At 39.8% G+C, this 23809-nt stretch carries 22 protein-coding genes; 8 read left to right on the forward strand and 14 right to left on the reverse strand.

What is annotated here, in order from left to right:
• Window positions 1–28 precede the first annotated feature (28 nt).
• Complete coding sequence (locus G3341_RS10405; protein WP_163861701.1) at window positions 29–907, reverse strand: EamA family transporter; 879 nt, start codon at window positions 905–907, stop codon at window positions 29–31.
• A gap of 84 nt (window positions 908–991) precedes the next feature.
• Between G3341_RS10405 and G3341_RS10410 the strand changes: the two genes are divergently transcribed.
• Window positions 992–1480: a MarR family winged helix-turn-helix transcriptional regulator gene (locus tag G3341_RS10410; RefSeq protein ID WP_163861704.1), complete on the forward strand. Its 489-nt coding sequence runs from the start codon at window positions 992–994 to the stop codon at window positions 1478–1480.
• Between the two features lie 171 nt (window positions 1481–1651).
• Here G3341_RS10410 and G3341_RS10415 read toward each other — a convergent pair whose 3' ends face one another.
• The 4 genes from G3341_RS10415 to G3341_RS10430 all read right to left on the reverse strand — a co-directional run bounded on the left by G3341_RS10415 (window position 1652) and on the right by G3341_RS10430 (window position 5959).
• Window positions 1652–2536: a 4Fe-4S binding protein gene (locus tag G3341_RS10415; protein ID WP_163861707.1), complete on the reverse strand. Its 885-nt coding sequence runs from the start codon at window positions 2534–2536 to the stop codon at window positions 1652–1654.
• A gap of 141 nt (window positions 2537–2677) precedes the next feature.
• Window positions 2678–3337, reverse strand: a complete 660-nt coding sequence (locus G3341_RS10420) for a CerR family C-terminal domain-containing protein (protein ID WP_163861710.1) — start codon at window positions 3335–3337, stop codon at window positions 2678–2680.
• Between the two features lie 21 nt (window positions 3338–3358).
• Window positions 3359–4624, reverse strand: a complete 1266-nt coding sequence (locus G3341_RS10425) for a M24 family metallopeptidase (RefSeq protein WP_163861713.1) — start codon at window positions 4622–4624, stop codon at window positions 3359–3361.
• Window positions 4625–4762: 138 nt separating this feature from the next.
• Entirely contained in the window at window positions 4763–5959 is a 1197-nt protein-coding gene (locus tag G3341_RS10430; RefSeq protein ID WP_163861716.1) for an anthrax toxin-like adenylyl cyclase domain-containing protein, read from the reverse strand.
• Window positions 5960–6232: 273 nt separating this feature from the next.
• Here G3341_RS10430 and G3341_RS10435 point away from each other — a divergent pair, with 273 nt between their 5' ends.
• Both G3341_RS10435 and yghU read left to right on the forward strand, forming a co-directional pair.
• Window positions 6233–7390: an iron-containing alcohol dehydrogenase gene (locus tag G3341_RS10435; RefSeq protein WP_163861719.1), complete on the forward strand. Its 1158-nt coding sequence runs from the start codon at window positions 6233–6235 to the stop codon at window positions 7388–7390.
• A 49-nt stretch (window positions 7391–7439) separates the two neighbouring features.
• Window positions 7440–8279 carry a glutathione-dependent disulfide-bond oxidoreductase gene (gene yghU / locus G3341_RS10440; RefSeq protein ID WP_163861722.1) on the forward strand — a complete coding sequence of 280 codons (840 nt, stop codon included), beginning with the start codon at window positions 7440–7442 and terminating at the stop codon, window positions 8277–8279.
• A 60-nt stretch (window positions 8280–8339) separates the two neighbouring features.
• Here the strand turns inward: yghU and G3341_RS10445 are convergent, their stop codons facing one another.
• A complete protein-coding gene (locus G3341_RS10445) occupies window positions 8340–9761 on the reverse strand; it encodes an MFS transporter (RefSeq protein ID WP_163861726.1) in 1422 nt (473 codons plus the stop codon).
• 97 nt (window positions 9762–9858) lie between these two features.
• On the opposite strand from G3341_RS10445, the gene G3341_RS10450 reads away from it, so the two are divergent.
• Window positions 9859–10644 carry a helix-turn-helix transcriptional regulator gene (locus tag G3341_RS10450; protein ID WP_154624251.1) on the forward strand — a complete coding sequence of 262 codons (786 nt, stop codon included), beginning with the start codon at window positions 9859–9861 and terminating at the stop codon, window positions 10642–10644.
• A gap of 303 nt (window positions 10645–10947) precedes the next feature.
• Complete coding sequence (gene ydeE / locus G3341_RS10455; protein ID WP_154624252.1) at window positions 10948–12138, forward strand: efflux MFS transporter YdeE; 1191 nt, start codon at window positions 10948–10950, stop codon at window positions 12136–12138.
• Window positions 12139–12176: 38 nt separating this feature from the next.
• Here the strand turns inward: ydeE and G3341_RS10460 are convergent, their stop codons facing one another.
• Both G3341_RS10460 and G3341_RS10465 read right to left on the reverse strand, forming a co-directional pair.
• On the reverse strand, window positions 12177–13331 hold the full coding sequence (locus tag G3341_RS10460; RefSeq protein WP_163861730.1) for an MFS transporter: 1155 nt from the start codon (window positions 13329–13331) through the stop codon (window positions 12177–12179).
• Window positions 13332–13600: 269 nt separating this feature from the next.
• Complete coding sequence (locus G3341_RS10465) at window positions 13601–15007, reverse strand: PLP-dependent aminotransferase family protein (protein WP_163861734.1); 1407 nt, start codon at window positions 15005–15007, stop codon at window positions 13601–13603.
• Between the two features lie 151 nt (window positions 15008–15158).
• On the opposite strand from G3341_RS10465, the gene G3341_RS20475 reads away from it, so the two are divergent.
• Entirely contained in the window at window positions 15159–15320 is a 162-nt protein-coding gene (locus G3341_RS20475; RefSeq protein WP_167520920.1) for a hypothetical protein, read from the forward strand.
• Between the two features lie 131 nt (window positions 15321–15451).
• On the opposite strand, the gene G3341_RS10470 is transcribed toward G3341_RS20475, so the two are convergent.
• The 5 genes from G3341_RS10470 to G3341_RS10490 all read right to left on the reverse strand — a co-directional run bounded on the left by G3341_RS10470 (window position 15452) and on the right by G3341_RS10490 (window position 21150).
• Window positions 15452–16108, reverse strand: coding sequence for a Crp/Fnr family transcriptional regulator (locus G3341_RS10470; protein WP_154623555.1), 657 nt, complete (start codon window positions 16106–16108; stop codon window positions 15452–15454).
• A gap of 18 nt (window positions 16109–16126) precedes the next feature.
• Window positions 16127–17395: a NupC/NupG family nucleoside CNT transporter gene (locus tag G3341_RS10475; RefSeq protein WP_154623556.1), complete on the reverse strand. Its 1269-nt coding sequence runs from the start codon at window positions 17393–17395 to the stop codon at window positions 16127–16129.
• Between the two features lie 19 nt (window positions 17396–17414).
• The gene (locus G3341_RS10480; protein WP_154623557.1) at window positions 17415–18662 is read right to left on the reverse strand and encodes an adenosylhomocysteinase; all 1248 of its coding nucleotides are present in this window, start codon (window positions 18660–18662) and stop codon (window positions 17415–17417) included.
• A gap of 153 nt (window positions 18663–18815) precedes the next feature.
• Window positions 18816–19880, reverse strand: coding sequence for a bifunctional DNA-binding transcriptional regulator/O6-methylguanine-DNA methyltransferase Ada (ada, locus tag G3341_RS10485; RefSeq protein WP_154623558.1), 1065 nt, complete (start codon window positions 19878–19880; stop codon window positions 18816–18818).
• A gap of 85 nt (window positions 19881–19965) precedes the next feature.
• Complete coding sequence (locus G3341_RS10490; RefSeq protein ID WP_163861738.1) at window positions 19966–21150, reverse strand: MFS transporter; 1185 nt, start codon at window positions 21148–21150, stop codon at window positions 19966–19968.
• A gap of 122 nt (window positions 21151–21272) precedes the next feature.
• On the opposite strand from G3341_RS10490, the gene G3341_RS10495 reads away from it, so the two are divergent.
• Entirely contained in the window at window positions 21273–22172 is a 900-nt protein-coding gene (locus G3341_RS10495) for a LysR family transcriptional regulator (protein ID WP_196713096.1), read from the forward strand.
• Between the two features lie 9 nt (window positions 22173–22181).
• On the opposite strand, the gene G3341_RS10500 is transcribed toward G3341_RS10495, so the two are convergent.
• Window positions 22182–23024 carry a helix-turn-helix domain-containing protein gene (locus G3341_RS10500; RefSeq protein WP_163861742.1) on the reverse strand — a complete coding sequence of 281 codons (843 nt, stop codon included), beginning with the start codon at window positions 23022–23024 and terminating at the stop codon, window positions 22182–22184.
• 132 nt (window positions 23025–23156) lie between these two features.
• On the opposite strand from G3341_RS10500, the gene G3341_RS10505 reads away from it, so the two are divergent.
• On the forward strand, window positions 23157–23699 hold the full coding sequence (locus tag G3341_RS10505) for a GNAT family N-acetyltransferase (protein WP_154623561.1): 543 nt from the start codon (window positions 23157–23159) through the stop codon (window positions 23697–23699).
• Window positions 23700–23809: the final 110 nt, after the last annotated feature.

The raw sequence follows: 23809 nt of genomic DNA on the forward strand, positions 1-23809 counted from the left end.
TAGTTATTTTTATTAATTAGTCGCTTAATTATACGGCTTGTTGTAATTTCCGTTGCGCTAATCGTTTTTCTGACTGTTGACTCCCCCAAACACTAACTAATATCACCACCATACCAACAAATTGTAATAAACTTAGGTGCTGTTCTAATACTATCCAGCCTAATACAACTGCACTCACTGGGCTCAAAAAACCTAAAGAAGCGACCGAACTCGGCCCCAATAATGCAAGTCCTCTAAACCATAATGCATAAGTTAATGCACCACCAATCAAAGTTAGATAGCTGATCCCAAGCATATTCATGACGGTGAGTGAAGGTAATGCAGGCTCTAACCATAAAGCAAACGGTAATAATACCACTCCACCTGCTGTTAATTGCCAAGCAGTAAAAGTTAATGGTGTCACCGGTGGCTGCCAACGTCGACTAAGTACGGTACCCGCTGCCATCGAAAAAGCGCCAGCAAATCCTGCAATGATACCTGTAAAGTCCAGCGCTGCACTTGGAGTTAATAGCAATATTGCAACCCCTGAAATACCTGTCAATGAAGCGACTATTGATAGTACTGAGAGTTGACTTTTCAACAACCAATAGCTTAAAAACAATACAATTAACGGTTGTACAGCCCCCACCGTTGCAGCAACACCACCAGGTAAACGGTACGCTGAAACAAACAACAACCACCAAAATAACGAAAAGTTTAAGATCCCCAATACAATAACCCGTAGCCACCATACGCCTTGTGGCAGCTTACGCAGCCAAATCAATAATAATAACCCCGCAGGTAACGCTCTTAATACCGCTAAAGTTAGCGGAAATCCAGCGGGTAGCATTTCCGTAGTAATTAAATAAGTACTTCCCCAAACAATAGGTGCTAATGCAGTTAGCAATAAAATGGAATAACGATTCATTATCAAACTCGGTTAATTTATCTTGATATCAAGATAGTTTTAACTTACCTTGACGTCAAGATAAATTATTGACATAATTCACCTATGGATCGCATAGATAAAATCACTCAACAATGGGCCAATCAACGTCCCGATTTAGATATTAGTTCGATGGGCTTGATAGGTCGTTTAAGCAATATCGTTTTCCATCTCACTCGTGAAATGGAAAAAGTATTTGCGCAATTTGGCCTTAATCGTTCAAGCTTTGATGTGCTAGCAACCTTACGCCGAGCAGGAAGTCCTTATACCCTATCCCCTGGTGATATGCTTGCTACTCTCATGGTTACGTCAGGGACAATGACAAATCGAATCGATCAGCTAGAAAAAATTGGGTTAGTCGCACGCCACCCTAATCCTGAAGATGGGCGTGGTTTTTTGATTTCATTAACTGACAGTGGATTAGCTCTCATCGATCAAGCAATTGAAAAACATGTTGCCAATCAAGCAAGGCTAGTGGAAGGTTTAAGCCCTGAAGAACAGGCGTCGTTAAATCAAATTTTACGCGTATTTCTTGCCTCTTTAGAAAGTCAATAAATCACCTTCTAGCTTCAAATTATTTGAGCGATATAACACTATCGCCCAATGTATCAACTTGCCACTAGTTAATGCGTTATACAGTGCATTAAAGCCGAGCCATTCGCGAAGAAATAGAAAACTAAGATTTTAACGCAAAAATGTATAAGGCAACCTAAGCATACCCCGACTTTATAACCAACCCTGCTTTTTATGCTGTGCACAAATCGGACATAAACGCTCATTTGGTTGCCAAGCTAAAAAAGAGAGTCGACATTTTTCGCATTGACCATCGTAATAATGGTATATTCTTGCTTGATTATCTTTTGCCACAAAGGGTTTGACGTCAATGGATTGAGGAAAGCATACCACTTGGCAACTCATACAACCTGTGCATTTTTTCTCATCAAAAATAAATTGATTATTTTCTAATTTAATAGCCTGTTCATCACAAACTTTTGCGCAAGCACCACATAAAATACAACTCTCTGCATTTAACTCAATCTGGAACCAACTATCTTGCGGATAAAATTGCTTACGCGCATTAAGACCGGTTCTGACTTGACCTTTACTTAATGGGTTTTCGTCTAATTTTTGTCGAAAAAATAATGAACGTCGCCCACTATCAACTTCAGGTGCTTCAGTCACCACTAGCTGCCAGACAGGCTCTTGAAGATGTTTAAGTTTTACATTCAGTGCAGCAAGTACTGGTAACCACTTATCCACTAATGGTTCAGCAATTTCTATGCCATTAATCTGATATTGCTTATGCCACACTAATAACTCTTCAATACTAGCTAATGGCTCATCATGGCTAATGACTAAACGGTTATTATGATAGGAGCGTTCATGAGGATCGATATTATCGATTGCATCAACGGGGCATGAAAACAAACAATTACCACATTGATAACAAAGTTGATTATCAATAGCAGCACTCATAGAACCTAAAGTAATCGCCTCAACAGGGCAAACCTGTGCACAACTATCACAAGCACTATTTTTGAGGCGTTTTCTTACGCATTTACCATTAATCATAGGCTCAGGAGGAAGCTCCATCCTAATAAAACGCCTCATACAACTAAACTCCATGACTTAGCAATAAGCGCCATTATACCCATTAATCAGAATTTATGGGAATGATAGTAAACCAATGATTGATCATGGACAGGTAATAACAACAGTCACCACGATAGAGAGTATGATGATAACTGTTTTTTATACTCGTAATGCCCTACTCGCTAATAGACTTATTTGCTGTAAAATTTCATCAAGTAATGATTGGTCAATGTTATCTTGATTCAACCTTTTCAATAACGGTCTTTTCGCCACGACGAAACCTAAGACCTGACCAATCATTGCATGTGCACGAATAATTGCAGTCTGTTCATCCAGTTGGTTGATAAACTGAATCAATCCTGATAACCGAATATGAAATGGTTCAATAAAATCACGATAAATAATTTGGTAATTCTCTGTCGGTTCAAGCTGCTCCCTTAAGATCAATACCGAATAATAATTATGCGCTGGCTGTAACAACGCATTCCCAAGACCATTGATTAACATATGCAGTAAAGCATTGGCTTCTTCTGTTTGTCTGGATGACTGCTGTGTCAGTTTCGTGAAAGCCCGATCAAATTCATGAGGATGGCTCGCAGCCGCAAGATCGGACGCAATTTTTTGAATGACAGCGGAATAGACCCCTAACTTTCCTCCCATATGATAAGGAATGGCTGATTGGTTGACCCCTGCATTGTCAGCTAACTGACGAGTTCTTACCCCAGCAATTCCATGAAGAGCAAATAATTTGATGCCTTCATTTATCAATTTTTCTTTGGTTAGCTCAGAAGAAAGCGTATTTTTATTCGTTTCTGTCATATCCCGCTGTGACCTTATGGGTTAAATATCGGCTCGCATCAAATACGTGGAATTAGTATTTAATTCAATGCCTTTTTCTTTGCCAACGACGACGGTTCCGCCTAAATTACATAAATGATAACCAAAGGCGCAATTAGGTTCAAACGCAAACGTCATACCTGCTTTTAGTACTAATTCTCTGCCTGGATTAGGTAACCTTTCTAATTGGCGATACTTTTGTGCAATAGGCAGTGATTCAATGCCAGGCGCTGTGTCGAAACCAATTGGCCCATAAGGATTAATACTATGAATCAATGGATGCACATGCCAACCCTTTGATTTTAATAAAGGTTGTTCCATTTTATCGACAACCTCGCCAAAAGTAACCCCTTCTTTCAAATATTCAATACCAATTTCATAGCACTCACGTGCCACTTCGGCGGCTCTTTCGACGTTAGGATGAACTTTACCGACAGCAACAGCGGCTTGATGTTGAGTTTCATACATGCCATACAAAGCAAATATTTCTGTTAAAACAATATCACCCTCTTGGATTTCACGAGGTTTTTGTGAACGATATTGCCACGCGGGTTGTCCCCAACCAATATATTCAGGGCCCGAACCCATTAAGATTTCAGCCGTAAATCCTCCCATAGATAAACAAGTCGATGTCACAGCAGCTGCAATGTCGGCTTCAGTATTCCCCGGAATTGCAGTTGCACGCATGGCTTCACTCATCGCTTCACCAATCATCGCAGCATGCCGAATATGTGCTAACTCCTCTTCACTTTTAACGGAAGCTAACTGGAAAAATTGTTTATACACGGGAACAAAATGGATATTGGGTAACCTTTTTTTAATTTCTGTTAAGGTATTAAATGGCATTGCCCCATCAAAATAGAAAGGAGGGTATGGCTCTAAGCCTATTACTCCTATTTTGGCGTTGGATGAGATATCTAAATCAATTAATATTTGTGCAATATTACGCCCTGTTTTACCTACAACAATTTGTTCAGGTGAAATCCACTGTAGATCACCACGCATGGCTGCTTGCATATGGTCAGCAACCATCATGGGAGCAAAAGTAACCACGACTGGCGGCTTATCAAGGTGGAACAAAACAACCGATCCTAATCGGTCATTGGTAAAATAATGGTCGATACAAAATGGTGCTGGTGCCGCAGACTCCCTATCACCATATACCATCAAGACTTCAAGACCATTAGCTTGCATAATTTGACGTGCAAGGTTCCACCTTCTATCTCGTTCATTAATAGAAAATGTATTTGGGATCATCGTATTTTTCATAAAAACCTCATTTCATTCATTTGAATGAATTAAATGTAGATCATATCCTAACCGTTTGTCAAAAAAATTTGTGTTATGTGAGTAAATATATGATGTAAATGTCTCTAAGGTATTGTTTAAACATATCTAAATTCATATTTAAAAATGAGTGATTTTTGATTTTAAATTAACCATAGAGAGTCTACGTTTAGCGTATTCAAAGCTTGGACGTCTGACTGAGGGTAATTCATTTTTCCACAAAGGATTAATGTTAATGTGGTAACCCTCTTCTTTGGCTATTGTTATCAATTCCGCCAATTCCTCTTTATTGGCGATAATGCATAACTCATCAAAATGCCCTATCTTTTTAGGTAAAGCAAAAGTGGCGGGAAAATTTGCCTCTAATTCAGTCATTGGATTCGTCGCATCTGCACTATGATGGACCACTTTTTCGGCCTCTCCCACCAGCGCTTTATTGATCAACGAGATCATTTCCTTTGCCCGTGGTGAGGCATTACCTACCTCACGATCTTCATTCTGATAAAAATGAGTTTCATCCATGTAACCTTGTCTCAGGTTTGAGTCTTTAGGTAAATTTTGATATGTTTCAATACGTTGTTTATATATTGAATGTGCGACATCAGGGACGGGTACCCTATCTTGAGAACCAAAATATCGCATATGTGGGCCAATCAATAACAGATCATAATCAGCAGTAATAGGAACAAAGTTTTGAACAGAAGCCAACACTTCAAGTGTTTTTCCTTCAAAATAAATACGGTATTTCTGCTGTTGTGGTAGCCATTTAGCTTCAAATTGATAATTGCGTCGACTCGGTCCTTCAGCAGTAAAGTGCCTAATACCTTGTGAGTTTTCGAAACTAAGCTGATGAATCGCCCCCAACTGTAATAAGGTTTGTAACCGCTCCTCCGTTATTTCAAGCGGTACCGGTATAGAATGTCCTTTTTCAATACAATCACGTACAAAAACGTTATATTTATCAATTTGTTGTTCTGATTTATTCTCTAATTTGCTAAAACGTTGGTCGACACAAATTAACCCTGCCTGTGCCCCCCATGAAGCACTTTTACCTTTAATATGAAAGCCCTTTGTTGGATTACCCGCAGCAATCAGCTGTGTTGCAAAACGATCAACAGGGCGGATACCAATAATACAATCTTGTTCCTTTGCAACTTGATGTAATGGAGATAAATGGCTCGATACTATACCTGTATTCCGGCTAACCTCTTCTACGAGTCGTTCTATGCTATAAGTGCATTTCTGTTCTGTAGAAGGGGTTAAGTTTTCATGATATTCATTACTAATCTTGTGGTGATATTTATGTATTGGGATCATAAGCCTTCCTTAGCTGATCAGGTAAATTCCTTCACCTTGTATCAAAATCCCTCTCCGTTCGCTTGCATAAAGCGACTTCTTGATATTGATATAAAAAATAAATAGTTACATGTATTTATGACAAATAACACCTTGCGATAATACATAATCTAATTATGTCTGTATAATGTGTTAAGCTAGTTAATACATTAATAATTTTTAATGTTTTTGCCTTTTTCCCAGTTGTTCAAGGCAAAAAAATATCCCTGTTCCATGCTGAAATAAGGTCTATCTATGAAAAATTTCGAATTTTATAACCCAACACGTATTGTCTTTGGTGAAGGTAAAATCGCTGAATTGAATAGATTGGTGCCAAAAGAAGCCAAAGTTTTGATCCTTTTTGGCGGCGAAAGCGCTCGTAAAACAGGCACATTAGATGAGGTTGAAAAAGCATTAGGTAACCGTCAAATTGGCCTATTTGGTGGTATTGAAGCCAATCCGCGCTATGAAACCTTAATCAAAGCCGTCGATAAAATTCATCAAGAAGGCTATGACTATTTATTGGCTGTCGGTGGTGGCTCAGTCATTGATGGAACTAAATTTGTCGCTGCTGCTGCAAATTTTTCTGGCGATAGTTGGGACATTCTCACTAGCGGCGGTGAAAAAGTGAATACCGCGTTGCCTTTTGGTACTGTGTTAACACTGCCGGCAACAGGTTCAGAAATGAATAAAAACGCTGTAATTACCCGTGAAGCAACACATTCTAAACGTGCTTTTATGCATGATACTGTGTATCCACAGTTTTCTATTTTAGATCCCGTAAAGACATTTACTCTCCCTCCACGCCAAATCAGTAATGGTGTCATTGATGCTTTTGTTCACGTGATGGAACAGTATTTAACCTATCCAGCGAATGCGCCTGTACAAGATGTTTTCGCTGAAGGCTTATTAAAAACGCTGATTGATATCGGCCCTAAAGCCTTAGCTAACCCACATGATTACGATACGCGTGCGAGTTTAATGTGGACTGCAACTTTAGCATTAAATGGTCTTATCGGTGTTGGCGTGCCACAAGATTGGTCAACACATATGTTAGGACATGAAATTACTGCATTATATGGGTTAGATCACGCGCAAACTCTTGCGATTGTATTACCGTCTATGTTGCTCGAAAAACGCCATCAAAAACAGGCTAAACTTGTGCAATATGCACAACAAGTCTGGGGTATTCATGAAGGCTCTGAAGAACAACAGGCTATTCGTGCCATTGAACTCACTCGAGAGTTTTTTGAACGAATGAATGTGAAAACGCGCTTCAGCGATTACAATTTGAATCAAGATGTCATTGAACCTTTAGTAGAAAGTTTGATCAAAAATGGCATGACCGCGCTGGGTGAGCATCATGACATTACACCTGAAATCAGCCGCCGTATTTATATTGCGTCTTTATAAATAACTCGGTACTTACTCAATGTAGCAAGCTAACGAATTGGAGATAAAAATGAATAATTCAACCTATACCCCTCCTAAAGTTTGGAAATGGGAAAAAGGTAACGGTGGTAAATTTGCGAATATTAATCGCCCTGTATCAGGTGCAACACATGAAAAAGCCCTGCCTATTGGGAAGCACCCTCTACAACTTTACTCGTTAGGGACTCCTAATGGGCAAAAAGTGACTATTATGCTGGAAGAGTTACTGGAGCTAGGGATTAAAGAAGCAGAATATGATGCTTGGTTGATTAATATCAGTGAAGGCGATCAATTCAGCTCAGGATTTGTAGAAATCAATCCAAACTCGAAAATTCCAGCGCTCGTCGATCGGAGTGGTGAGCAACCGATACGAATATTTGAGTCTGGCTCAATATTGACTTATCTTGCTGAAAAATTTTCTGTATTTTTACCCACAACACAGCCTGAACGGGCGGAAACCTTATCTTGGCTATTTTGGCAAATGGGTTCGGCTCCTTTTCTGGGCGGCGGTTTTGGGCATTTTTATGCGTATGCGCCAGAAAAATTCGAATATCCGATCAATCGATTTGCAATGGAAGCTAAGCGCCAACTTGATGTACTCGACCAACGCTTGGCCAATAATCAATATATTGCAGGTAAGCATTACTCCATCGCGGATATTGCGATTTGGCCATGGTACGGAGCATTAGTTAAAGGCTGGCAATACGATGCGGGTGAATTTTTGAGTGTTCATGAATATAAACATCTACTTCGCTGGGCTGATGAAATCTATGCCCGTCCAGCAGTACAACGTGGACGCCGTGTTAACCGTCTGCAAGGTGATCCTGCTCAACAAGTTCGTGAACGCCACGATGCCAGTGATCTACTGTAATTCCGTTAATTCATTATGATGCATTAAGCCTTATACTATTTGTATAAGGCTTTTTATTTTTTACGGATGCTTTGGAAGCTCTTTCATTGTCGCTTTGCCGATAATCTTTAATAATAAAACCGCCGCACAGACCGCCATTAAAAAGTTAAACACTAATCCCAAACTAACTGCATTTTTAAGTTGCTCAAAGGGTAATTGGTATGAGAAATGAGTTAAGCCATATTGCATGACCACTGATACTGCTGTTGCGCCTATTGCGGCGCCAACTTGCTGTAATGTCGCCGTAAAACCAGAAGCTTGCCCTACCATTTGGGATGTTACTTTCGCAAGAACTAGGTTCAACATTGGCGTCATAATCATTCCTTGAGTAAAGCCTATAGCCAGCAGAATAGGACTCAGCCATACCACTGAATGATTTGATGAAAACCAATAGAGACCGGTCAGTAATAATATATAGCTAGCCCCATAAAATACGGCTCCCCAAAATACAATTCGCTCACCATAACGATTTATCCAATGGGGCGTGAGTAATGAGGAAATAACAAAACCAACACTGGCTGGAACAAAAACTAAGCCTGATAAAAAAGGCGTTAACCCGATTCCGTTCTGAAGTAACAAAGACAACATTAAAGGAAATGCGGATGAAGTCGCATAAACACTCATTACCACCCATAAACCAATAACAAAAGAGCGATGACGCAAAATACGCATACTTAACAATGGGGCTTTTTCCTGTTTTTCCATCTTCAGTTCATGACGAACAAACAACGTTAACATCAATACGCCACATAAAAACAGTAGTGAGCTCACTGTTGACCAGCCCCACACGGGCAACATGAGAAACGGTAATAACCCACAACAAATACCCATACTTGACAAGAAAACGCCCCCCCAATCTAAATCAACTCGATTTTTTTCTCCTTCCTGTAAGAATCGAGATAAGGCAATAGCAAGAATACCTATCGGCACATTAACAAGAAAAATAGTTCGCCAATTGAGTTCAAATAGATTTAATGTGATTAACCAACCACCAAACGCCTGCCCTGCAATGGCCGCTAATCCCAAACTCATTCCTAAATAACCGAAGGCTTTTTTAGCCTGAGATTCATTAAAATTTAATCGAATACTGGCATATACCTGTGGGAAAAGTAATGCGGCAGACAGCCCCTGCAAGAAGCGAGCGATAACTAATAATGTCGCTGTCGGCGCAAGTGCACAAAATAAAGATGTGATCGTAAAAAATACCATGCCAGTGCGGTATAAGGACTTTTTACCATAAATATCACCTAAGCGCCCGCCAGTAATTAGCAATAGACCAAAGGCCAATTCATAACCGACAATGATTAATGTTAGTTCGGTTAAATTAGCATTCAATGACTGTTGAATACTAACTATGGCAACATTCACCACAAATAAATCAAAAATTGTTACAAACCCTGCCAATAATAAGACAAAGAGTGCGATACGTTGCTGCTGATTCATAATCTTCTCATTCAGACGACTAAAGAATGAGGACTATAAATAGAAAATTATCATGGTACAATTTAACCATTTATACTATTACTAAAGACAATAGGCTATGAAAGAAAAACAACGTAACCGACCTGAACTTGCTGATTTTTTAAGGCAAAAACGTGAAAGTCTTTCTCCTGAATCGGTTGGCTTACCGAGAACCTCTCGGCGTCGAACACCAGGATTACGCCGTGAAGAAGTCGCGGCACTGGCAGGTGTTGGGCTTACATGGTATACATGGCTTGAACAAGGCCGTGATATTGGTGTATCCACACAATTTCTCGACAATTTATCAGCAGCTCTGCATTTAAATAGCGCAGAGCGCCAGCATCTTTATTTGTTAACCCATAATCGGGAACCTATCGCAACCGCCAAGACCGAGCACCATGTTCCCTCTGCTATTTCTCGACTGATCGCTGATTTCCCTGAAAATTATTTATGTTATGTACTCAATCTTCATTGGGATGTACTGGCTTATAACCCTCGCGCAGACGATTATTTCCATTTCTCTGAGGCGGAACCTTATTATTGTAATTTCCTATATTTATTATTTATGGATCAACGTTATCAGGAACGGTTCGCAAATTGGCCGTTAGTGGCACAGCAATTACTGGCAAGCTTCCGCCGTGATTATGCTCGCACTAAAAATGATCCTAATATCAAAAAGCTCATTAAAATATTAACAGAACAATCCACATTATTTAGCCAGCTTTGGAATAAACACGAAATATACCAGCCATGCACAGGAGTGCGGGAGCTGGTCTATCAAGGAAAAATAGCCGATTATGATTATTCTTCCCTAACTTTTGACATTGAAAAAAGTAACCGCCTATTAGTCTATATCCCTAAATAAGCTAATATGCTGAGGGGTGAAGATATTTTCACCCTTGTCATCTTTGTTTTAATAGGTTATCGATTAATACCATCCAGCCAATATAAAAGTAGTAGTGTATTACACTATAAATATGATGTTATTCCCCCTATACCCTATTTTAAAAATCCGAATACGAGATAGGTATAAGGGAATATTTTGTTTTTATCTTTTTTAGCGATTGTTGCTGCTCCCCCATTCCCTGTCATCACAAAATTCGGTAATTTATAACGTTAACAGTCAGTGCTACAACTCAATAACAATTATAACGCTAGGTCGTGAGTCATGTTGTCTAAATCAAATATTTCAAATAGCGCTTTACTCTGCTCTTCACTGCTATTAACCATTGGACGTGGTGCAACATTGCCCTTTATGGCAATTTACCTAACACGCGAATATCAAATGGCGATTGATATCGTTGGTGTTGCGATGTCTTTAGCGCTGACTGTCGGTGTCTTATTCAGCATGGGTTTTGGTATTTTGGCCGATAAAGTTGATAAAAAACGTTGTATGCTCCTTGCTGTTATCGCCTTTATTTGCGGTTTTATTGCTATCCCATTATCTAATCATGCTGTATTAGTGGTTATTTTCTTTTCGCTCATTAACTGCTCTTATTCTGTTTTTTCGACAGTATTAAAAGGTTATTTTTCAGATACACTCTCCCTTTCCGTTAAAGCGAAAGTATTTTCACTTAATTATACTTTTTTAAATATTGGTTGGACAATTGGGCCACCACTTGGAACATGGTTATTGATGTATAATATCAATTTACCTTTCTGGTTGGCTGCTATCTCTGCTTCTGTTCCTATTTTCTTTATCCAACGTTATGTACAGAGTGTAAAACCTGTTTCTCATCACGATGAAACAAAACACCTTTGGAACCCCGCAGCAATGCTGCATGACAGAGCGCTTGCGTGGTTTATTCTATCGACTTTTCTCGGTTCTCTCGTGTTTGGTTCTTTTACAACGTGGATGTCACAATATGTGATTACTGTTGCAAACAGTGAGTTTGCACAAGCCGTTATTGGCGTTGTACTCCCTGTGAATGCCGTCGTGGTTGTCACCTTACAATATATGGTAGGCAAACGCCTCACGCCTGATAACCTTAAACGTTACATGACGATAGGGACTATCTTCTTTGTCGCTGGTTTAGCCACATTTATGGAAGCGGGTGAAAACTTGTACTTATGGGCGTTAGGTTCATTTATTTTTACGTTGGGAGAACTTATTTATGCACCAGGTGAATACATGCTTATCGATAACATTGCTCCGGAAGGCATGAAATCAAGCTATTTTTCTGCTCAAGCACTGGGTTTACTCGGTGGTGCATTTAACCCCATGATCACAGGGATTGTCCTCACTGAATTACCGCCTAAAGCTATTTTTATCATCTTGATGATCTTCACTGTTCTTGCTTGGATGAGTATGCTCAGAGGCATGAGTGTGAGACAACATCGTCTATTACAAACACAGTAATAATCGTTGGTGAAGCGATAACCACTTCACCAATTACCTTACGCTTCAGGACGTTTAGCATCAAATCCACAAATCATTATTGAAATGACTAATACAAGAATACTCATCGCTCCCATGGTTAGTATTCCATAGTTCATCAATAACCATGACAATAAGGGTAACATTGAAAATAGCACTATATTATTCAAGCTTTCCGATACTGCTAGCACTTGCCCTTTATTTTCACCACTTCGAGTCGCGATTATTGTTGTACTGAGTGGTGCAGCCATTCCCAGAAAATTGCCCCAAATCACTAAGCATAGTGTATGAGCAATTAATGGAAAATAGGCAAAAATAAACGTAGCCACTGCAATCGCCATCATTGAAATCACGAGTAATAACCGTTGACTATCATTCAATAATAAATTGTTCAATTTACCGACAAGCAAATTACCTATAAATAAACCAGCACCAAACGCGCTGATAACAAGACCAATCAATGCACTATCTATTGCAAATTTATGTCGTAATATTTCCCCTGATAATAAAAAAATACTGACGGCCGTACCATTCCATAATGCTTTTGCACCAATAAAATGGGTAATTTTAGTATTACGTAGCCACTGAAAACTGCCCTGTGTTTTCAAAGTATGAATTTGTTTTGAAGAAGGAAGTATTTTACATGCACAAAACCAAACGATCAGACTTCCGAGCGTCGTCATGATAAATGGTGCATACCATGTTAAATATTCTGTTAACACACCGGCTAACACTGGGCCCGTAACAATTCCCACTGTCATACCAATCATTGCCGTTCCCATCGCAGAGGACTGCTGGCGAGAAGGAAAGATATCCGCAATTAAGGAAAAAATAGTTGGCACAATCGCTGCTGATGCTAAGCCACCACAAATACGAAACAGCAGAGCTATCGTGAAGTTTGGAGAAGCAATAATGGCTAGACTATCTATTGCAAATAGAAACATAGCAACTAACAGTAATTTTCGTCGCTCAACTCTGTCAGAAAAATAACCTAATACTGGCGCACTAACCGCATAAGTCAGCGCATAAGCTGAAATTAGCCAGGATGCTTGTGCGCTAGTAACGGAAAACACTTCCGCTAGCGGCGTTAGCGTCGCCGATAACATAAATTCTGTTGTGCCGACTAAATAAACAGCGGCTGCAAAAACTAATAATAAATAACGGTTCGATTGCATAGGATTCTCTTGCGTAAATAAAAACACCTCGTTCTCTGCTGACGTTCAGTCACAGATATAAGCAAAAATGATTAAATGTAGAGTTAAAACAAGACGTTAATAGTGATAATGAAAGACTTTGACGCGATATCAAAAAGCGAGGTGTTCAGAAATAAAGGGAAATGACGATATAGAATTTGGGAGAGGTTATGAGTCTATCGAAGACAACATTTAGCGTCAAATAAAATAATTGCACCCCATCACGACCAAGGCGCAATCTCATGGTTACACTATAAGCTGGCTAATTTTAATGTCTCACCTAATATCTTTAACCCATTACGGCGTCTCGGAATCAATGGTAATGCATAGTTAATTCGTAAATGATGAGTAAAACATCCTGCCGATGAAAAATGTTCTCCTGTAAGCACGATCACTTTATTTCGGTTTAAGACATCCATTAATTTACGGTTATCGACAGGTGGATGCTCAATCCATAAAGAAAATCCACCTTGTGGTCGAGAAATCCGCGTCATCGGTGGAAAATAGCTTTCCACTAACTCACGATACTGGCTTTGTAACGCCTCGTAATGTTGTCGCATAGAGCGTAAATGCGGAAAATAGTGCCCTTCACGCAAAAAATTAGCGACCACTTGTTGCATAAATATTTCCCCCGAGCAATGAGATAAATATTTTAAATGCATGACTTTTTCTTTGTATTTACCCGGTATAACCCACCCCGTACGGACCCCTGGGGCAATGGTTTTAGAAAACGAGCTACAAAGGATCACCCGACCTTCACTATCGAATGATTGTATTGTCGCTGGGCGTGGATATTCGTAAGCTAATCCAGCAAGCACATCATTTTCAATGATTGTCACACCATACTGATTTGCCAACGCCAATAATTGTTGCTTATGTGTGTCAGGCATAGAACAGCCCATAGGATTATTGCAGGTGGGTGTGACGACAATAGCTTTCACAGGCCAATGATGAAAAGCCTCTTGTACCCTTTTCAGTTTAATCCCTGTTTGCGGGTCTGTTGGGATCTCAATAATTTTCCTGCCCAACCCATACAGAGTTTGTAATAACCCTGGAAAGGCGGGTGACTCAATCGCAATAACGTCATTACCTTGTGTACAAGCTTGAATAGATAATGATATTGATTGATGACCGCTAGTCGTCGTCACGATGTCATCTGGAGTGAATGACGGTTTATGAGTAGAAATACTGTGAATTTGCTCGCGTAAAGCGGGCAATCCTTGTAAACAATCATACTCTAATACTAAGCTATTTTTACGACGGCTGATCATGTTGATTTCTTGCCACAACGGTTCCAACGTTTTGCTTTCAATATTAGGTACCGCGCAAGATAGCGAAGTAACGTTATCACGTTCTTCTACACGCAAAAAATCAATAGTTGGGTTCCATTGAGCAATCTGAACTGGCTTTTGTATATAATTGACAGCCTTAGGCAATAGAGCTTCGTTTTTATTTGGGATGACAAAGTAACCTGATTTAGGGACCGCGTAAATCAACTGCATCTTTTCAAGTTCACGGTACGCAAGCTGAGCCGTGGTTAAACTCACCGCATGTTCACGCCCAATTTCCCTTACTGAAGGCAGTTTTTCACCACTCAAAAAATCCCCCCGATAAATTTTTTCTTGTAGTGTCTGCGCGATTTGCTTGTACAGTAACATCTTCCAGCCCTTTCACCGTTTCTCTATTGCGGTAATGTAATACAGATTTGTTCTTTTTTGATCTGTATTATGCAAAAAATAATATCTGTCACTTTTTTGACATTATTCCCTATGCCAATCTAAAAATAGAAATACAGCATAGGAACGCAATATGGAATACGAACATAATAGAAATGGCAAACATTATCCTTCATTTATCTTAGTCACTGCGATTATCTGGATAGCCAAAAAATTATTTTATTTAATAAAGAAAATTTATCATAATTTTAAGAATCGCAAAAAATATGAAAAATATAAAGGTCAGAAAATATAAACTAAATAGATAAATAGTATTAGCATATAAAATATAAACCAACTTATTGATATAGTTTATTTTTAAACTAATCTGCATGCATGCTTATAATATTGACCATACAAAAATAGAAATTTAATTTAGTCTATAGATTAACGGGAGCTTAATAAAATTATTGGGCCTTCTTGTTGTATCACCCCCTGCTCCTTGAGTTTAAATAAAACTTTATCTAAATGACGGCGTGATGTACCTAAAATTGCAGCTAACGTTTCTCTTGGTAAACGAATTTGATGACTGGATAGTTGGGTTAAAATATACAGGAGATTCTTTTCAATAGAGTCAACGGCTGTCATTAGCCGTTGTTCTCCATTAATTAATGACCGTTTTGCTAATTGACGGTTTAAAAGAATGGATAAACGATGGTCTTGAGATAGCCAGACTAAAAAGCTGTCAGAGGGAATGCGGATAACTCGCGCATCTGTTAATGCAATAACATCATAGCGATAGCCTGTTTGTTGACAAAGAGCTTCCATCTCACCAAGAAACTCCCCCTTATAACAGAAGGTAAGTGCAAGCTCTTTACCATTATCAGCAAGTTTATTCACGACAAACTCGCCTTCAATAATAATGTAAGTGTATTTATTATCGGTGCCTTGATGGATTAACTTGTAACCTTCTTGCAGATGAATTGTACAAAACGTATTTTTGACGGAAGGTGGCGCATGACGAAATAACCAATCAACATCGGGCAGGAGTTCTTGTTCACTAAACTTGAGCCACAATTCGCGAAAAGGCGTTTCATCCATCATATATGCCACCTACCATTATTAACCTAAAATTAATCCAGCAATTGCGCCATTCATCAGGTTAGCTAATATTGCCGCACCGAAGGCTTTAAATGCGATACTGGTTAATTCGCCCCGACGTTCTGGACACATAGCACCAATTCCTCCTATCGCAATACCGATAGTGCCTATATTCGTAAAACCACACAAAGCAAATGAAAGAATGACTTGTGTTTTCACGCTTAAGGCTTCTCCGGTAGCTGGGAGAATTGAACCATCTAAATAAGGCTGTAGATTAGCATATGCAATAAATTCATTGAATAGTACTTTTTGCCCTAGCAGCTGTCCTGCAAACTGTGCTTCAGTCCAATCGACACCTAATAACCAAGCCACTGGTGAAAATAACCAACCAATCAGCTGAGTCAGCGAAATCTCATGGCCTGTAAAGCTCGTCGCCCACATCATTATGCCATCAAACATCGCGATAATTGCCAGTAACGCTAATAGCATACCTGCAATGTTTAACGCCATACTGACCCCAACACTAGCACCTTGAGTCACCGCATCAATGCTATTGCGGTATTCTGACTTTTCCTCTTTCATCGAGTTAGCGCTCGTATGCTTATCACTGTTTTCCTTAGTTTCAGGATAAAACAGCTTCGCAAACAATAAACCAGCAGGTGCAGACATGAAAGATGCCGCTAATAAATATTCAATTTTTACACCATATTGCGCGTAACCTAATAGTACGGTGCCAGCAATTGATGCTATTCCTCCGACCAAAATGGTAAAAAACTCTGAGGAAGATAAATATTTCAAATAAGGACGGATCACCAGTGGCGCTTCTGTAACACCAAGAAAAATGTTTGCAGCGGATGACATCGATTCTGCACGTGATGTGCCTAATAAACGATGCAAAGCACCACCAATCAAAATGATCAGTTTTTGCATAATGCCAACATGGAATAACAATGCAGATAACGCAGATAAGAATACCAATACAGGTAATACTTTAAACACAAAGATGAACCCATCAGCGCCAAGCAAATCAAACATCTTGTCTGTTGCCAAGCCACCTAATAAAAACTGAGTCCCTATTTGTGTGTAGTCTAACAATGCAGTGACTTTATCAGCCATCCACATCATGACCTGTTTTCCAATAGGAAGATATAACATGCAAAATGCAAACGTAAATTGCATTAATAGTGCGATAGAAACGAGCCGTAGGCTAATCCTACGGCGGTTATTAGAACAAAGGTATGCAACCAACAGTATGACAGCAATACCTAAAAGGCTATTCAGTATCGACATTAGCGTTCTCCGACTATTTTTATTTCAGTTCGAAGGCGTTCAAATACTGATATTGTCTGTCACTAAGAGCATCAAAAGTGACACCCATATCTTGTAATTTTAAGCGAGCCACTTCACTGTCGATTTCATCAGAAACAGCATACACTTTCTTATCAAGATCATGCTTAAGCAAATACTCTGCACCTAATGCTTGTAAAGCAAAACTCATGTCCATAATTTCAGCCGGATGACCATCTGCACAGGCGATATTGACTAATGCACCTCGACCTAACAGATAAACAGTACGACCATTTTTTAAGCAATATGCATCAATATTTTGACGAGCCTCATACGTCGAAACACTTAATGCTTGTAAGCCTTTCAAGTCTATTTCATCTTCAAAATGGCCTGTGTTACTGATAATCGCCCCTTCTTTCATTAAACTAAAATGCGCCTCAGTTAATACATCACAGCAACCCGTAGCGGTCACAAAAATATCGCCTAATGGAGATGCTGCTTCCATGGTCATCACTTCAAAACCATCCATCTTCGCTTCAAGTGCTTTGATCGGATCAATTTCAGTAATAATGACTTCCGCACCTAATCCTTTTGCACGCATAGCACAGCCTTTGCCACACCAGCCATAGCCTGCAACAACAACTTTTTTACCCGCAATCACTAGGTTAGTTGTTCGCATAATGCCATCAAATGTGGATTGGCCAGTACCATAACGGTTATCAAATAAATGTTTGGATTGCGCACCATTAATAGAGATGACAGGGAAATTCAGTTCATGACTTTTCTCACGCGCTATCGCCCTTAATACACCCGTCGTTGTTTCTTCACATGCGCCAATGACATGATTCGCATATTCTGGATACACACTGTGTAACTCATGAACCAAATCACCGCCATCATCAATAACAATATGAGGTTCACAGGCTAAGGTTTCTTTTACAAATTGTTGATATTCTTCACCACTCGCCCCATGAATAGCGAATGTATTAATACCATTTTTGACAAGTGCAGCCACAATATCGTCTTTCGTTGACATTGGATTGCTGCCAGTCACAGACACTTTGGCACCACCAGCCGCAAACACTTGCGCGAGATAAGCCGTTTTCGCCTCTAAATGAATCGACAAGGCAATGCGTTTGCCTGCAAAAGGTTTTTCTTCACTAAAACGCGCTTCTAAAGCGCGCAAAAGTGGCATATGCGCACGAACCCAAGCAATTTTTTGTTCGCCTGAAGGAGCCAGAGATAAATCTTTATAAATGCTTGTAACCATCTTAAATTCCTTTCACTATGTTGCTTCAAATGAAGAAAACATACAAAACGAACGATCGTTACAATAGGTCATTTGCCCATATCAGATTGAAAAAGTGTTAACAGGATATAATTATGGCAAACAATTTTTCTGAGTGATTATTTATTAAACTCATTACTTCTTTATTGCTTCCTTGTTTAGCAAGCTACGCTTACGTTCTATCCCCCAACGGTAGCCTGACAACGATCCATCTGTTCGTACAACACGATGGCAAGGTATCGCAACCGCAAGCATGTTTGCCGCACACGCGCCAGCAACCGCTCGAATAGCTTTCGGATGACCAATTTGCTTTGCAATGTCACTGTAACTCACTGTTGAGCCAACGGGGATCGTACGCAATGCTTGCCATACCCGCTGCTGAAACGCAGTGCCGCGAATATCTAAAGGCAAGTTTAAGCCAAGTTCAGGCGCTTCAATAAACCCAATCACTTTCGCAACCAGTTGTTCAAATTGGCTATCGCCACCTATTAATTCAGCTTGAGGAAATTTATCTTCTAAGTCTTGTAACAGCTTTTCAGGATCATCCCCCAGTAAAATAGCGCAAACCCCCACTGTGCTTTGAGCTACCAAAACATGGCCTAACGAGCACATCGCCAATGCAAAATAAATGATTGAGCCATCGCCTCCCGCTTTCCAGGCTTTCGGCGTCATGCCTAAGCGTTCCGTTGCCGTTTCGTAAAATCGACTATTAGAACTGAATCCCGCATCATAAATAGCATCCGTAATACGTGGTTGTTGTTGTAACTGTTGCTGCAATTTGCCATGACGATGCGCATCCGCATACGCCTTCGGGGTTAGCCCTGTTTGCGCTTTAAATAAACGATGAAAATGATAACGACTGATCCCTACAACTGCGGCAAGTTCATCTAACTTCACCGTCGTATGACTCTGCTCAATATATCGACAAGCTTGGGCTATTTTTTCCTGATAAAACTGTTCAAGTTGAGCAGCCTCTTTACGACTACGTTTCCCCGCATGATAACCTTTGTCTATCGCTTGCTGTTCGTTATCAAAAAATTCGATATTATCTCGTTTGGGTAAACGCCCCGCCGCCGAGGGATGACAGTAAATTCTTGAGGTACGAACACCATAAACAAAATGACCATCCGCCGCTTTGTCACGGGCGACAATTGCTTGCCAACGCGCTTCATCACTTAACCATTTGTTTGTTGCTGTCATTGTCATACTCCAATCTGCCCTGTGTTACCGCCATTATTAAACTGATCAGGTGGCAACAAACTCCATCTCTTGCTTTTTAGTCCGATTAATCACACAGACAAGAAGCTGGCTGACAAACTTCTTTTCGTGAGTTTTGGCGTATTTTAAGCCATAAGGCGACAATACCGAGTAATGCGACTAAAGCTCCCATATAGCTTACCGTTGAATAATCGTAGCCAAATGATAATACGCTAGCACCAATCGCCGCACCAATGGCATTACCAAGATTAAATGCCCCCACATTCACAGAAGACGCTAAAGCTTGCGCTCCTTGTGCTGCTTTCATCACTAACATTTGTAAAGGAGGCACCACACCAAAGCTAAAAATACTCCAAAATACTAGCCCAAACCCTGCACCGATCGTCGTTGTGCCAATAATAGGAAAGATTGCCATGCTGAGCGCTAACATACCAAAGAAAACAAATAATGTTCCATACAACGATTTGTCTGCAAATAATCCACCGAGATAATTTCCTACCGTAAACCCTATCCCAACAATAATTAACATAAAGGTAATCATTTGGTCAGATGCGTTAATAAACTGCATTAGCATTGGCGTGATATAGGTGTACAAGGTAAACATAGCGCTTGCACCTAACACGGTACTCAGCATTCCTAGCATCACTTGAGGTTTGCGTAAAATACGTAATTCAGCGCGAACATGTATTGTTTGACCCGATAGATGGCGAGGTAACGCTAGGATCAAACTGAGCAAGGTCATCAGCCCCAACCCTGATATGACAAAGAAAGCGGGCCGCCAACCAATCACTTGCGTCAGTTTGGTCATGAATGGTACTCCGCCTATATTTGCAATCGTCAATCCCATAAACATCGCCGCAATCGCACTGGCTTGTTTACTTGGAGGAACAACATTCGCCGCCACTAATGCCCCTAATCCAAAAAAGGCCCCATGATTTAAGCTAGTAACCAGCCGAGAAAGTGACAGCGTCACCAAATCAGGCGACATCGCGGATAACAGATTACCGAGCGTAAAGATGGACATAAGAAAAACGAGTGCATATTTAGGGGGATATTTAGCTAATACTAATGTCATGATAGGGGCTCCAACCATCACCCCCAATGCATAAATCATCACGATTGAGCCTACGGAAGGAATCGTCACGTTCAGGTTATCGGCGATATAAGGTAGCATTCCCATTGGCGAAAACTCAGTCACACCGATAGCAAATGCGCCTATTGATAATGCTAATAGTGCTGTATTGATCTTCATAGATTGACCTTACGAATAACTGTCTTATTTTATTGAATACATTAAAGATGCGTGATTTTTTCATATTGATGTGTCTTGAAAAAGCCATTAAGGTAAGAAAAACTTTTGTTGGAATTGCAAAAATGAAGATGACATTTGAAGAGTTACAAGTCTTTATCAGTGTCGTTGATTGCGGCTCTATGACAGCAGCTGCCGAACAGCTGAATATGACCATATCAACGGTAAGTAGGTTGCTTCTTCGACTAGAGGAAAAAATACAAACCACCCTAATTTACCGTACAACACGTAAGATCAAGCTCAGTGATGAAGGTTGTGCATTTTTGCAAAAAGCGCGAGAGATAGTTCAACTTGCTCAAGAAACCGAGGAAATGTTATCCGCACGTCAAACTATCCCTTCTGGAAAATTACGCGTTGATGCTTCGACTCCTTTTTTAACTCGAGTTATCGCGCCTTTGATGCCACTATTTAGTGAGCAATATCCACAAATTACGTTAGAAATTACCAATTTTGAAGGTGTCACTAATCTGCTAGAGAAAAAAACGGATGTCGCCTTTCGTATTGGTCAATTAAAAGACTCATCACTTAATGCAACATTAATTGGTTATAGTCAGAAACGGCTGTTGGCCAGCCCTGCTTATCTTAGCAAATACGGCATGCCCAACACGATTGATGATTTACATCACCATCGTTTATTAGGTTTTACCACACCGGAAACATTGAATATCTGGCCAATAAACAAAGCGGATGGCACGCCACTTAAAATAACGCCAGATATGTCAGCATCCAGCGGTGAAGTGTTATTTCAATTAGCGCTTCAAGGCTGTGGGATACTGCTTTCTTCTGATTTCGTGAGCCATGAAGCTCTCTCAACAGGTCAACTGGTTCAAGTATTAACAGAACAAACAGACAGAGTAAGGCAGCCCATTCATGCTGTTTATTATCGCAACCAAGCCGTTTCACCTAGGTTACGATGCTTTATTGATTTTGTGAAAAAACATGCTACACAAATTGAAGCAATCTAATGACATATCTCAGTCATAGCCATGATTTTTCCTAAAATGCGATAATGTCACGCCTGTGTGTCGCTTAAAATATCGGCATAAATAAGAGGTATCTTCAAAATTTAATAACACCGCCACTTCTTTGATTGATTTATTCCCAGACCCTAATAGCGCTTTGATCTCCAGTATAACTTGTCTATCTATCAATGCTTTAGGAGTATCATTAAAAAAACTCTTGGTTATCTGTGATAAATAAAAGGGGGTTACTGCTAATTTTTGTGCATAAAACTGTACTTCTCTGTGCACTTTGCAATACTGAGTAATCATGTCCCAAAAACGCCAACACAGCTGCTCTTTACGGCTCTGCTGTGCTTTTTGCTTAAGCGGTGTTTGAGGCATTTTATTCGCAATCATTAAAAAGAAATTTTGCACATGATTACAGAGCATCAAGGTGGCATATTCCCCTTGCTGCTGAATAATAAAACTCAATAACCTTTGCCATTGTTGTAATGACTTCCAATCTTCTTGCTTGACATGAAGTACTGGCGATTCATTGAAAAACGCAAACAACGGATTAGGCAATTGAAATGCAACATCACTGGCAAAGGCTTTTTCAAGCAAAATATAGTCAAACAGTGCTGAGCGTGAACATTGCTGTAGCATGACGAACGTATCGTCATACAACACAACAATATCATGCGCTTTTACAACATATTTGTTGAAATTAATGTTAAAAATGGCGCTTCCTCGCTTGCAAATCAACACGGTTACATAAGCTGTAACAAGCGGCATTAACAGTTGTTTATCAAATGTCGTTTCGCCCAAGCTGGCAACTTGAGGGACATGATACGAATGGTTCACTAAGCTACGCATTAATCGTTACGTCCAGTATAAAAAGAGCAATGAGTTGTTAAAAGTACCTAAAATAGCGAGGTTTTGCGCTTATATCTATCAAAAAAATACCTAAAATAGCGTTCACTTATTTAGATTTTAGGAGATAAAAAAATGATATTGCATACAGAAAGATTAATTTTACGTCCTTGGCAAGAAAACGACGCAGCGGACTTATATGAATATGCTAAAGATGAACGCGTTGGACCTATTGCCGGTTGGCCCCCACACCAGAGCGTTGAAGAAAGCTTAGATATCATCAAAAATATTTTTATGCGGGATGAGATTTATGCTGTTGCACTAAAAGAAGATAACCGTGCCATCGGTTTAATCGGTTTATCAATTGGCTCAGAAAGCAACTTCCCCATTGGTGAAAACGATGCCGAAGTGAGTTATTGGATTGGCGTTCCATTTTGGGGGAAAGGTTTGATTCCAGAAGCGATTCGCGAAGTTATGCGTCATGGTTTTAACGACTTAAAACTCGATAATTTATGGTGCGGCTATTTTCAAGGTAACGAACAGTCTAAAATCGCTCAAGAAAAATGTGGATTTGTTCATTATGGCACTCTTGAGCCTCAATATATTGAATTAATTGGTGAAATCAAAGTAGAAGAGCTCAGCCGTATCACATATGACGAATGGAAAAACCTAAACTAGCTTTTGATAATTACTTAAGGTAAAAAAGCCATTTCTCAATGGTTTTTTTACCTACTTCCCGCCTGTTTTTCTCCTTATTTTAAAATTTATGCCTATTTTTCGTTATAAAA

Origin of the sequence: Providencia vermicola (assembly GCF_010748935.1) — a bacterium.
In the GTDB taxonomy this organism is placed as follows: domain Bacteria; phylum Pseudomonadota; class Gammaproteobacteria; order Enterobacterales; family Enterobacteriaceae; genus Providencia; species Providencia zhejiangensis.